This window comes from Rhodococcus sp. MurmanLake-1 (assembly GCF_056945715.1).
Genome location: NZ_JBWZNF010000003.1, coordinates 104,121 through 117,096 on the forward strand (window position 1 = coordinate 104,121; position 12,976 = coordinate 117,096).

Below are 12,976 nucleotides of genomic sequence, written 5' to 3' on the forward strand. Positions count from 1 at the left end.
GCGGTGTCTTCGGTAGACACCGCCCCGTCGGCAGAGCCCCTGTCGAAGCGGTGGCTGTTCGGCGCCTCCGTCGTAGCGTTTCTTCTCACTTTTCTGCAATCGCCGGGTCTGATCACCGCTGACACCAAGTACGACCTGACGCAGAATCCGTTCGGTTTTCTCGAACGCGCGTCGCATCAGTGGAGTAGTCAGGCCCCGCTCGGCCAGGTTCAGAACCAGGCCTACGGATATTTCTTTCCGCACGGGCCGTTCTTCGCGCTCGGCGAGTTGGCGAACGTTCCGCCGTGGATCACCCAGCGCATCTGGTGGGCGCTGCTTCTGATCGCAGGATTCTGGGGCATCATCCGAGTTGCCGAGGCTCTCGGTATCGGCAGCCGTAGTTCGCGCGTCATCGCAGCGGTTGCCTTTGTTCTTTCTCCCCGCGTGCTGACCACGCTCGGTTCGATTTCCTCGGAAACCCTGCCGATGATGTTGGCGCCGTGGGTGTTGTTGCCGGTGATTTTGGCCTTCGGCCCTGTGCGTGGAAAACGAGTCCCTGGACTCCCTAACCGCTCACGGGGGTTGAGGCGGTTAGCCGCACAATCCGCGCTTGCCGTCGCGCTCATGGGTTCGATCAATGCCGTCGCCACCGCCGCGGCCTGCCTGGTCGCGATCATCTGGTGGCTCTCGCACAAACCCAACCGAACATGGCTGACGTTCACCGCGTGGTGGGCGCTGTTCGTCGCTCTCGGCACACTCTGGTGGATCGTGCCGCTACTGCTGCTCGGCAAGATCAGCCCACCGTTCCTCGACTACATCGAGTCCGCCGGCGTCACCACACAGTGGGCGTCGCTGGCCGAGATACTTCGCGGCACGGACAGTTGGACCCCGTTCGTCTCCCCCGAACGCATTGCCGGCGCCGTCCTGGTCACCCAGCCCGCAGCAGTTGTCGCCACCGGTCTGGTTGCCGCCGCCGGCCTCGCCGGGCTCTGCATGCGGTCCATGCCTGCTCGCGGCCGGCTGACGCTCATCCTGTTCGTCGGTATCACCGGCCTGGCCGCGGGATACGTTGGTGAACTCAGCTCACCGGTGTCGGAGTCGGTACGCCTGTTCCTCGACTCGGCGGGCGCTCCGCTGCGCAACGTCCACAAGCTCGAGCCGTTGGTCCGTCTGCCGCTGGTGCTCGGACTCGCACACCTGCTGGCCAAAGTGCCACTACCGGGATCGGTTCCACTCGCCCGATGGCGCCGCGCGTTCGCCCATCCCGAGCGCGAACCGATGGTCGCACTGACCAGCCTGATCCTCGTTGCCCTCACCCTCTCGACTGCCTTGGCCTGGACGGGAAAGCTCGCTCCCCGCGGTGCTTATCCGGACGTTCCCTCGTACTGGAACGAAGCAGCGCAGTGGCTCGAGGACAACACCTCCCCCGGATCGGAAGCCGAACGTGCCCTGGTCGTCCCGGGAGCGCCCTTCGGCAGCCAAGTCTGGGGTCTGACGCGTGACGAACCGCTTCAGGCTTTGGCGAGTACGCCGTGGGCGGTGCGTGACTCGGTCCCGCTGACCCCTCCCGGCGCAATCCGAGCGCTCGATTCCGTGCAACGTCTCATCGCCGACGGACGTCCGTCGGACGGCCTCGCACAGACCTTGCTTGGGCAGGGCATCCACTACCTGGTGATGCGCAACGACCTCGACGGCGAAACGTCGCGCTCGGCCAGGCCGATACTCGTGCACCAGGCGGTCGAAGGCTCGCCGGGGATCGAGCGAGTCGCCCACTTCGGTGAAGACGACAGCCCCGAACCGATCGAAGGGCTGGTCGCGGACAGCGATCTGCGTCCCGGTTACCCGGCCATCGAAATCTTCGAGGTCACCCCGCCCGACGGCACCCCGGCGGTCAGTGGCCCGTACTCCGTCGACCTGAACCAGGTTCCGCGTGTACAAGGTGGGCCGGAATCGTCTGTGCGACTTCACGAAAGCGGGCTGGTTCCGGGGACCGGGCCGATGATTCTCGCCGCCGACGCCGAAGCTGCGGGACTGCCCGTCGATTCTGTCACCGTCACCGACACACCGCGCGATCGGGAAACCGATTTCGGTCAGGTCGACAACCACAGTTCCGCCCTGCGCACCCCTGACGACGCTCGTCGTACCTACAATCTGGTGCCCGACTACCCGGTAGCGAACACGCCTCTCGTGGAAGGCCGTTGGAGCGGAGCTTCGATCACCGTTTCCAGCGCCGCCTCAGATGCCACCCAGCTGGGCGGCACCTCACCGTCGAGCAGTCCCGCGTCGACGGTCGACGGCGATCCGGCCACCGGCTGGTTCAGCAACGGCATCGAGCGCGCACTGGGCCAGTGGCTGCAGATCGACTTCGACACACCGATTTCCAGTGGGTTGCTTCATCTGACAACCAGTGCCGCGGCAATCGGAGCTCCCGTCAAATGGCTCGAGGTCTCGACACCGAACGGCAGCACGGCGGTGAAGGTGGAGCGTCCCGGCGAGCCCATCACCGTCTCGATCCCGGGCGGCAACACTCCGTGGGTACGCGTCACAGCGACTCACACCGAAAACGGATCGCCTGGAACACAGTTCGGCATCAGCGAACTCTCCGTCGAAGACTTCTCCGATCGCAGCGCGCCGAAGACCGTACCGATCCGTTTCGACACGGTCCTGCCGAGCACGCCGACGGGCGCATCTGTGAACGCGTGGAACCTGAGCCAGGAGTTCCCCGGCCGCAACGCCTGCGCCGATTCGACGGACCGCGTGCGGTGCAGCAATGCATTCATGGCGATACCGGAAGAGCCGAGCCGCTTCCAGCGCACGCTCACGGTGGCCGAAAACACAGTCGTTGCACCGACACTGACTGTCCGAGCGCGTCAGGGCAACGCTCTCGAAGACCTGCTTTCCGTCCCCGGCCGAATCACGGCTTCGGGTTCGAGCGACATCGGCGACACACGCGGATCTGCCTTCGCTGCCACCGACGGCGACGCACGCACCACGTGGTCGGCGCCGCAGAGCACCACCGAACCGGGCGGCCCGAAACCGACGCTGACTCTCAATCTTCCCGAGCCCACCCTGGTCACCGGCCTGGACATCACGCGGGGACTTGGCACTCTACCGTCGCTGCCGACCAGTGTCGCGGTGAATCTCGGCAACGGGCCGCAGGTTCGAGAGCTGCCCGAACCCTCGGACGACACGCCTCGAACCAGTCGAGTTACCCTCTCCCCCTTCGTCACCGACAAGATCGTCCTGAGCATCACCGATTGGGAACCGGTCCTCGATCAGACGGCGCTCGGCTTCGCCCAGGCGCAGCCCACCGGCCTCGCCGAGGTCGGCGTCGTCGGTGCCGACGGAACCCCGATCGCCGGTTCCGGAGTGCAGGGCGCAGAATCATTCGACAACCGCACCGTCACCGTCACCTGTGGCGACGGCCCGACCATTTCGGTTGCCGGACAGCAATTCCCCACCTCGATCACGGCGACGTCGACGCAACTTCGGACCGGCGCACCCGTCGAGGCACGTGTGTGCGGTCTGGACGCTTCGGCGACTTTGCCGGCGGGACAGCCTGAAGTGGTCGTCGAACCAGGCCCCGCATTCTCGGTCGACAATCTCGATCTGACGGCGGTCGGTCCTTCAGCCGCGCAACGGAATACACCGCTCGAATCGACCGCGTGGACGGCGAATCACCGCGAACTCACCGTCACGAGCTCGTCCGCCGATCAGCTGATCGTCAATCCCGAGAGCACCAGCATCGGTTGGATCGCCACGGCGCCGGACGGTTCCGAGCTGACGCCGGTGGTCGTGAACGGTTGGCAGCAGGGCTGGATCGTGCCGGCAGGCACCGCGGGAACCGTCACCATCGACTTCCCCAGCGACCGTTGGTACCGCCTCGGCATCTTCGGCGGGCTCGTGTTGCTGATCCCGCTGTTGTTCGCGGCTCTTGTCCCCACGCGCCGAGAGCCCAAGCCCCTCACACCACCCCGACCGTGGCGCAGCGTCGCGGCAGGATGGGTGGGCGTGCTCGCGGCGGCCACCGTCATCGGCGGCGGAGTGGGAGCGGCGATCGCAGTCGTGTGCTCGATCCTCGGACTTGCCGCGCTGCGAATCTTCGGCCCGGCTCGGACCGCACGCATTCTCGTCGGCACCGCCGGCGTGGCCGCGATGATCGGCATCACGCTGCTCTCGACCGGGCCGTGGCGGGCACCGGGCGGCTATGTGGGCGATTCGTTCGCGATTCAGTTCTCGATGTTGGTGGCCTTGGTCGTGACCGGGTTGGCCGCGTTGCCCTTCGCCGGTTCACCGATGTGGCGGCGCTTCTCCCACCGCGTGACCGCGACGCGCGCCGGTTCCTCCACCAAGGCGTAACTGGCCGAGGCCACAGCGACGCTCAGGACGACCGTGAGGGCCAGGACGTAGAAGAAGCTGCCCGAGAACGGAACTATGCCGAATACGGGGAACACAGCGTTCAGTACGGCCAGGTGCCAGATGAACAGGCCGTAGGACCAGCGTCCGATTGCCAGCGCCAAAGGACTGGCCAGGAACCGATGCTGCGATTGATCGCGCAGAACCAGTGGAGCGATCAACGAGAAGCTGATGATCGCACCGAGTGCAATCTTGATCGCGTACTGCCACGGCTCAGGCCGCACCAGACCTTCGGGCCCGGCCAGATCGGTGCACGAGAGAACGAAGGCGATAAAGGCAATGAGGGTCAGGAGTACCCGACGGTGCGCGAGGCGATGCACCCATGTCGACGGGCCCACTGCCAGCTCGGCCAGCACCATGCCGGCGCCGAACCACGGCAGGTAGCCCGGCAACCAGTTGTCGTGGTGGATAGCGTCCGGTGTCGGAATCGGAATGAATGCCCACGTCAAGGCCAAGACCGACACCCCGAGCAGAAGCGGCAGCCGGAACCGGACCGAGTTTCCTCGTAGTCGGACCATCAGATACGCGAAAAGCGGCAGCAGAACATAGAACGCCACCTCGACCGACAGGCTCCACATCTGCGTGAGGCCCTCGGTGAGTGTCAACGGCACGAAGACCTGCGCCAACCCGAGATTCGCCAGCCACACCTGGTAGCCCCCGCCGGCACCGGGCAGGAACAGCAGGATCAGGACCACTGCCACCCAGTACGCCGGCAGAATGCGCGTCGCGCGGGAGATCCAGTACCGGACGGTCGACTGCGGCTGCCCGATTCCGCGAGCCTTTGCCGCGTGGGGGCGCCACAGGAGAAATCCGGACAAGGCAAAGAACACCGCTACGGCGAGATCGAGTCGACCGAACGCGCGCCCGATCGCACCGGACTGCGCTTCACCGGTCTGGAACGCGACATGGGTGACGAGGACGCCGAGCGCGGCCAATCCACGCATACCGTCCAAAGCCGGAACGAAGCCCCGAGCCTGTGGCGGGACCGTCTGAGAGGAATTCGTGGAACTGATCATCACGGATAAGTGTGCACCCCAGGCCGATTGAGGGAAACCACCAGGCACTCACAACAAAATGCCTGGCCAATTCATGCCCTCATGCGACAAACCGGGCCGGTGGACTGTTAGTGTTCTGCCACACATGGTGTCCATCGGGGGCCCCATGCGATCTGCGCAGCTCATATTGTGCCGGTTGGGGAACCTCGAAAGACTTAACGGGTTAGGAGTCACAGCATGGCGGAACGCTCAGGGCCGAGCCGGATACTTCCTTGCATTCTGGTGGGCCTCGGTGCCTTCCTTTTGGCCATCGCCATCCTCATTCCTACCTACACGGTAGGCAAGCTGGAGAAGACGCCACTCGACCTCGAGGTGACCACTGTCGCCACAGGCACCGGTAGCGTCCTCAACTCGGCGGCCCTCCTCGGCGGAAAGGCACAGGTCGACACCAACGTGCCGATCGTCGCTCAGCGCTACGTCACCACGCAGGACCCGTCCGACGCCGACATCATCACCGTCGAAGCCGGCCAGACGGTCCGTCGTACCGACAAGCAGGGCGATACCGGACTGCTGACCGCAACCCTGGACCGCGTCACGCTCGATCGCGTCAGCTCGATGCCGACCAACGATCCGGTCGGAACCGTCCAGACGTCCAGCGACCAGCCCGCCGAAGAAGTTTCCCGCGACGGTCTGCAGTACAAGTTCCCGTTCAACACGGAACAGAAGAGCTACCCCTACTTCGACCTGAACGCTCGCGCCACGAAGGACATCGAGTTCGTCGAAGAGACCGAGATCAACGGTCTGAAGGTGTACCACTTCCAGCAGACGATCGATCCCGTCGACCTGTCGAAGGTCGTCAACTCCCCCAACAACAAGCTGAGCCTTCCCGCTGACACCTGGGGCGTTCCCGGCGGCGCAACCCCGATCACGATGACGCGTTGGTACACCAACGTCCGTGACCTGTGGGTCGAGCCCAAGACCGGTGTCGTCGTCAAGGGCCAGGAGCAGTTGCACCAGTACTACGGCCGCAACAAGGATGCCGTCGACGTCGAGGTTCTCAAGGTCACGCTGCCCTTCGACGAGGCGACCATCGAGTACCAGGTCCAGCAGGCTCGTGACGGCATGGACAAGCTCTCGCTGTTCGGCCGCACCGTCCCGATCGTGGCAGGTGTCCTCGGAGTCATCGCGCTGATCGCCGGTATCTTCCTCGGCCTTCGCGGCGGCAAGGGCGGAACTCCGGCCCGCGCTGCACACGGCGGAACGAACCAGAATCCCAGCGGCCAGGGTTCGCCCGAGCCGGCTCCGGGTGAGCACGACTGGACCTCGGACGACACTCAGGTGATCCCGCGTCCGGATCTGCGCAAGGACTGATTCAGGCAGTAAGCAGAGCGCCCCTTCCACACGGAAGGGGCGCTCTGCTGCATTTCGGGACTTTGTTGCCGGATCGGCGTACGGATTGGCGCAACGGGTCGTTCCCTCCGCGTGGTCGCGGGCTTAGCGTTTTCTGGAAGTCCAGACCACCCCGAACACGAGGAGCCACATGCCCGCATCAACAGTTCTGGGTTCGCACATCTGTGTCAGCGATCTGACACGTCGGAGATTTGTTGTCGGCAGTGCTGCATTCTCCGGGCTGTTCGCCGCCGGTTGCGCAAGGTCCGCCGGTACCGAGGGCGATGCGTCCGGGATGCGCACGGTCACGACCTCGCTCGGAACCTATGACATTCCGGTGACACCGAAGCGCGTCGTCGCCATCGACTCCCGACTCGACCTCGAACCAGCCGTTGCGATGGGCCTGCCGGTCATCGCGTACAGCTTCGACGCCGCCGAGCCGTGGGTTCCAGCCGATCCCACGGCGCAGGTGTTCGAGGCACCGGTCAACGTCGAGGCAATTCTCGCGCTGGAACCGGACCTGATCATCTGCACCGACATCGGTGAGGCCTCCGACATGTGGCCGCTGCAGCAGTTGAGCCAGACAGCGCCTGTGCTTCCGATGGACTTCACCCGTCCGTGGCGCGAGAACATCGATCAGTTGGCGAGTTGGCTGAATCGCACCGAGAACCCCGAAGTCCGTCAGGTCATCGGAGCGTACGAGGACAAGGCAGCCGGATTGAAGGAACGCCACGCCCGGAGTTTGGCGAGCAAGCAGATCGTGCTGCTGAACTATGTGAATCAGAAGGTCAACGGCGTCAACCGAAAGGGCATCTCCACGCAGGTGGCCGAAGACCTCGGCGTCCAGCTCCAGTGGCCGGTCGAGGGACAGAAGGAGATCTCCACCGAAAATCTGGTGACTTCCCTCGACTCGGCCGACGGAATGATCGTCACCACCGCGCCCGGCGTGGATCCCGTCACCGACGACCGCGCGATGTGGAACCGTATCCGCGCAGTACAAGGCGACAACGTCGTCTACACGGGCGGGAACATCAACTACGGATCCGTCTACACCGCGATGCGTACGCTCGACTACTTCGACGATTTGTTCACGCGTCTGGAGAACTGACGTCGCTGTGAGGTGCCGGCCGGGCGCGGTCGGCACTTCGCACTGCGGCGACGGACACCGCCAAGGCCGTCGTCGACGCAACCACCACGGCGACGCCGATCAACTCTCCCGGCGTCTTCGCCCACACCAGCATGACCGTCGCCTCCACAACCAGTCCTGCCCACGCCAGAAGGGCCACTCGCGTGCGTTCTGACGCGATTGCGGACAGCAAGGCACCCTGGAGTACCGCCAGCGCTGCACCGTGCAGGGCGAAGGCCCACAGCATCGGAGCCACGGCGGCGTACGCGTCGCCCACGAGCATCGGCACCAGCGGGCCGGCAACCGCCGCCCCCAGAACCAACACGGCGCCGATACCGACGAGCACCGCCAACGCCGAGCGAACCGCTTGCGCCGAGTGCGCCGGATTCGCCATCTTCGGGTACAGCACGACGCCCACTGCCTGTGGCAGCCAGAACGCCACCTTCGTCGCGACGGCTCCGAGTGCGTAGACGCCGGCGTCGTACTCACTGAGGACGACGCGGACGATCAGCAGGTCCAGCGAAGACAACGCGATCAGCGCGAGCTGGACCTGTGACGCCGCGAGCACGGAGACGACGCCGATCCGCACCGCACGGTCCTCGCTCACCGAGACGGTTCGGTCGACCACTCGGACTATCGCCACCAGCAACGCAGTTCCGGCCGCGCCCGCGACCAATGCCGCGCCTGCCCCGCCGCCGAAAGCCAGAACGATTACTGCCGGAAGGACTTTCATCACCCCGGCTCCGGCCAGCACGGCGCTGAGAGTGCCGAATCGACCGTGACCCTGCAACAACCCCTGCTCCGTTGCCAGTAGAACCAACATGGGCGCGGTCACCAATGCCGAGAACGACGCCACGATTCCGGTGTCGAGCAGCCACGCCATCGCCGGAGCGAGCGCAACCGCGAGGACGGCGACGATCGCGGTGCATCGATACCCCAACGACCGCAACGCATCTGTGCTCTTGCCACGCACCGCCTCGCGGGCGACCACCGTCTGCAACGCCAAAGCCGGAACCGCAAGTACCAACTGGGCGGCAAGCAGACTCGCGAACTCGCCGTAGCCGACCGGACCCAACCATCGGCTGGCCAACCATGCCAACAGGTACGACGCGACATTGGCCGTCATCGATCCCACCAAAACCATGCCGACCCCGGCCGCGGCGGCGCGATCGAGTGGTTGGCGAGGCATGGCAGTAATGATGCACCACGTATCGTGCGCGTCATGACAGTGCAAGCCGGATACCGCCGTTACCTGCCTGCGGCGTACAGCCTGGCGCTGGCACTGTTGATCCTCGGACCGCTGCTGGGCCCCGGCTACCTCCTGCTGCGCGACGCCGTCAGCACGCCGCGCTCGTACCTGACCGACTCCGCCCTCGGACTCACCGACGCCGCAGCCCGCGCCGTTCCCCAGGACGCGCTGATCGCAGCGTTGAGCACCGTGATCGACGGCGGACTGGTGGTCAAGTTCATCCTGCTGGTGGCGCTCTGGCTCGCCGGTTGGGGTGCGGCGCGCATGGTCGCCGTCCTGCTGCCGACGGCCGGTCTCGGTCCACAACTGGTCGCGTCGACGGTGATGCTCTGGAACCCCTACGTGGCCGAGCGCCTGTTGCAAGGACATTGGAGCCTGCTGACCGGTTATGCCGCACTGCCGTGGATCGTGGGTGCCGGAATCGGAGTTCGCCGAGCCACGCCCGGGTCCTGGTGGGCGTTGGCCGCGTCACTGGCATTCGCGGGCCTGACACCTACCGGCGCTCTACTCGCTCTGACGGCCGCGCTGGTGGTGGTTGCCACCCCCGGAGGCCGAACCTCGGCCATGCGGCGTGTCTGCGGCGCTATCGGGCTGTTCCTCGTCGCCGCCTCGCCGTGGTTGGTCGCCACCTTCGTATCCGGAGCAGCAGGCGACGGTTCCGATCCGGCGGGAGTCGCCGCCTTTGCCGCCCGAGCAGAACCCGGACTCGCGACGCTCGGCAGCCTCGCCGGGCTCGGCGGTATCTGGAACTCGGCAGCGGTACCATCCACGCGCACAACACTCTTCGCGTTGGTCGGAACAGTTCTTCTGCTTGTCGTGGTGTTTGCCGGTGTGCCCGCTCTATGGCGCCGACGCCGGAACCCCGTTGTCAGTGGACTCGGCGCGCTGGCCCTGTTCGCGGTGCTCGCTCCGACCCTGGGCGCTACTCCGTGGGGGCTCGACGTCGGCCGATGGTCGGTCGAGGTGTTCACCGGCGCCGGTCTACTGCGTGACGCCCAGAAGTGGGTCGCGCTGGCCGTACCGTTCTACGCACTCGCTGCCGCCGCCGCGGTGATGTGGGCGGGCAATCGGTTCTCCCTTCCCCGCCCGACATTCTCGATCGCCGCCGTCGTGGTGACGATCGTGGCACTACCGGATCTGGTGTGGGGTGTCGGCGGCGCGTTGAAACCCGTGCACTATCCCGGGTCCTGGGCCGTGGTGGCCGAGCAACTACGAGACGAAACCGGTGACGTTGCAGTGCTTCCCGCTGGGATGTTCCGCGCCTTCCCCTACAGCGGTGATGCGCCGGTACTCGATCCAGCACCACGCTTCCTACCGCTCGACGTTCTGCAGACCGGCCAACTGGTGGTTGCCGGTGGTGCTGTCGGCGGTGAAGGAACCCGGGCCACCCAGGTCGAGGATCTGCTGCTTGCCGGCGGGAGTCCTACGCAGTTGGCCGATCTCGGAGTCGGATGGGTACTGATCGAGCGTGAGACACCAGGCCAGCTCGGCAAGGCGGCAGCGACACTCGACGGGTTGGAACAGGTCTTTGCCGACAACGATCTCGAGCTCTACCGGGTACCGGGAGATGTTGCCGCGCACGAAGCCTCGACCGGCGTCCGAACGGCCGTCATAGTTACGCATCTCGCCTGGATACTGATGGGCGTGATCGCGCTGATCTCAGTCGGACTGAACCAGAACCGAATTCGACTCGCGAGGCGCGGCCAGTCCTGAGACCCACCGACCGTCCTTGTGCGCGGTCAGCACCTCGAGCACTCCGGTGCCGGTCTGCTCCCAGGAGAACTCGCCCGACCACACCCGAGCTTTCTCACCGAGCACCGTGCGGAGTTCGTGGTCGCGGAGCAGGGTGCCTGCCGCCTGCGTCAGATCAGCGATGTCGCCGTCGACGGCGTGCTCACCGCCGACCAACAGCCCGGTCACTCCGTCGACGATCGAATCGGTCAAGCCCTTGGAACTGCGGTAGCCGATCGTCGGAACGCCGTGCTGCGCAGCCTCGATGACCGCCAGGCCCCACCCTTCCTTCCGCGAAGGCATGAGGTGAATCCACGACTGCGCAAGGAGTTCATGTTTACGAGCCTCGTCGACGTGACCGTAGAACGAGACGGCGTCACCGATTCCCAACTCGGCGGCGCGATCTCGCAGGTTCTGCTCCCACCAACCACCACCGATGACGTCGAGATGGATGTCCGGAAGCGTCGGACGCAGGGCTGCGACGGCCTCGAGTGCGTCCTCGATCTGCTTGTGCGGCACCAGTCGTGAGAGAACCGAGATGGTGGGACGCTCGGCCCTGGTGATCGATCCACCCGCGTCGACGCCGACGGGGAGCCGATCGGCACCGTTGCGCACCACGGCAATTCGTTCGCGCTCGACACCGAGGTCCACCAATTCTTCGGCCGAAGGAAGCGACACCGTCAGATACTGACTACGTCGATGGGTGCGCGGTGACAATCGCGATTCGACCCACCAGCCGATCCGGCCGACGAGCTTGCCTGCCACCGGCCATTGTTCACGATGGCAGTGATGGACCAGAAGCGTGACCGGCGCACCCGCCACGGTCTTCGAGAAGAAGGGGATGCCGTTCTGGGTGTCGATCACCGCGTCGGGGCGAATGCCCTTGAGCGATCCGACACCCAGACGTCCGGCGGCAATGGCGGCCAGAGCGCGGGGGTACACGCTGAAACGTCCACCGGCCCGGCTGATCGTGATGCCGTCTCGAACCTCCGACGCGGGCGCCCCGGGGTACGACGCCGTCCGCAGCGTCACCTTGATACCGCGCTCGGCCAACTGGGATCCGACCTGCTCGAGGTAACGCTCGCTTCCACCACCCTGGGGATGCCCGGTATCGCGCCAGCAGAGCAACAGAACCTCGCGCACGTGCGTTACTCCCTGAGTTGGTCGGTGGCCACCCCGGTTCGGGCGATCCTGCGGGATGCCCCGCCTGACCGGCCGGTAACCCTGCCGAACACCCTAACTGTTCGAGCGTCCGTATTGCCGCGCTCCTGACGGTGTTCGTGGACCGGGCGACCCAGTGGCTAAAGTTGCTACCCGTGACCAAGCCCGCAGTGACCCGCATTTTCGGCCGACGGGCAACCCTGAAACGCTCGTTCGGCCTGCTCAGCGACTTCCGCCACGAGCAGTCCGCGCCCGACATCTTCTACGGCGCGCTTGCGCGCGACTCCGTCGAGTTGATCTCGGACCTGCACGAAGGTCACACCGGACGATCCCTCGACGGTCTCACTGTCCTCGACGTCGGCGGTGGTCCGGGCTATTTCGCGGAGGTCTTTCAAGCCGCAGGTGCCCGCTACATTCCCGTCGAACCCGATCCGTCGGAGATGCACGCCGCGGGTCTGACCGTGGGCGGCGCGGTGCGTGGATCCGGTTTGGCACTGCCGTTCCTGGACTCGTCCGTGGACATCTGCTTCTCCTCCAACGTGGCCGAACACGTCAGCGAGCCGTGGCTGATGGCCGAGGAAATGCTGCGCGTGACCAAGCCCGGCGGCTTGATGGTTCTCTCGTACACCCTGTGGTGGGGTCCGTTCGGCGGCCACGAAACCGGACCGTGGCACGCGCTGGGGGGCGAGTACGCAGCCAAGCGGTACCTCCGCAAGACCGGACGCGAACCGAAGAACAGATTCGGGGTGTCGTTGTTCAAAGTCGGCGCCACCGACGGCCTACGCTGGGCCCGTGGAACCAGCCAGGGCACGTTGCTCGCCGCGATCCCGCGCTACCACCCGTCGTGGGCGTGGTGGATGGTCCGAGTCCCCGGTCTTCGGGAGTTCCTGGTGAGCAACCTCGTCGTGGTTCTCGAAAAGCGATAGCGAC

General features: G+C 65.6%; 7 protein-coding genes and 1 pseudogene. 5 read left to right on the forward strand and 3 right to left on the reverse strand.

All coding sequences use genetic code 11. From position 1 onward, the window contains the following. Positions 1-3: 3 nt before the first annotated feature. Positions 4-4,338, forward strand: coding sequence for an alpha-(1->3)-arabinofuranosyltransferase (locus tag AC2ETI_RS10525; protein ID WP_483634004.1), 4,335 nt, complete (start codon positions 4-6; stop codon positions 4,336-4,338). Positions 4,339-4,361: 23 nt separating this feature from the next. Here AC2ETI_RS10525 and AC2ETI_RS10530 read toward each other — a convergent pair. Next, a pseudogene (locus tag AC2ETI_RS10530) lies at positions 4,362-5,411 on the reverse strand (acyltransferase family protein); the annotation flags it as partial. A 216-nt stretch (positions 5,412-5,627) separates the two neighbouring features. On the opposite strand from AC2ETI_RS10530, the gene pgfA reads away from it, so the two are divergent. Then, a complete protein-coding gene (gene pgfA, locus AC2ETI_RS10535) occupies positions 5,628-6,761 on the forward strand; it encodes a cell envelope lipid trafficking protein PgfA (RefSeq protein WP_483633877.1) in 1,134 nt (377 codons plus the stop codon). A 169-nt stretch (positions 6,762-6,930) separates the two neighbouring features. After that, positions 6,931-7,887, forward strand: coding sequence for an ABC transporter substrate-binding protein (locus tag AC2ETI_RS10540; protein ID WP_020906427.1), 957 nt, complete (start codon positions 6,931-6,933; stop codon positions 7,885-7,887). On the opposite strand, the gene AC2ETI_RS10545 is transcribed toward AC2ETI_RS10540, so the two are convergent. Beyond that, positions 7,868-9,094, reverse strand: a complete 1,227-nt coding sequence (locus AC2ETI_RS10545; protein WP_031331334.1) for a lipopolysaccharide biosynthesis protein — start codon at positions 9,092-9,094, stop codon at positions 7,868-7,870. The genes AC2ETI_RS10540 and AC2ETI_RS10545 overlap by 20 nt on opposite strands. 33 nt (positions 9,095-9,127) lie before the next feature. On the opposite strand from AC2ETI_RS10545, the gene AC2ETI_RS10550 reads away from it, so the two are divergent. Then, complete coding sequence (locus AC2ETI_RS10550) at positions 9,128-10,867, forward strand: MmpA family trehalose lipid delivery protein (protein ID WP_483633878.1); 1,740 nt, start codon at positions 9,128-9,130, stop codon at positions 10,865-10,867. Here AC2ETI_RS10550 and AC2ETI_RS10555 read toward each other — a convergent pair. Beyond that, on the reverse strand, positions 10,814-12,028 hold the full coding sequence (locus AC2ETI_RS10555) for a glycosyltransferase family 4 protein (RefSeq protein WP_483633879.1): 1,215 nt from the start codon (positions 12,026-12,028) through the stop codon (positions 10,814-10,816). The two genes, AC2ETI_RS10550 and AC2ETI_RS10555, sit on opposite strands and share 54 nt — an antisense overlap. Positions 12,029-12,201: 173 nt before the next feature. Here AC2ETI_RS10555 and AC2ETI_RS10560 point away from each other — a divergent pair, with 173 nt between their 5' ends. Further along, positions 12,202-12,972, forward strand: a complete 771-nt coding sequence (locus tag AC2ETI_RS10560; RefSeq protein WP_003945692.1) for a class I SAM-dependent methyltransferase — start codon at positions 12,202-12,204, stop codon at positions 12,970-12,972. The last annotated feature ends 4 nt before the right edge of the window (positions 12,973-12,976 follow it).

What these genes read in the sequence shown, in the direction of transcription:
- pgfA (WP_483633877.1), top strand. Translation starts at nt 5,628, where the DNA reads ATGGCGGAACGCTCAGGGCCGAGCCGGATACTTCCTTGCATTCTGGTG.
- AC2ETI_RS10540 (WP_020906427.1), top strand. Translation starts at nt 6,931, where the DNA reads ATGCCCGCATCAACAGTTCTGGGTTCGCACATCTGTGTCAGCGATCTG.
- AC2ETI_RS10545 (WP_031331334.1), bottom strand. Translation starts at nt 9,094, where the DNA reads ATGCCTCGCCAACCACTCGATCGCGCCGCCGCGGCCGGGGTCGGCATG.
- AC2ETI_RS10550 (WP_483633878.1), top strand. Translation starts at nt 9,128, where the DNA reads ATGACAGTGCAAGCCGGATACCGCCGTTACCTGCCTGCGGCGTACAGC.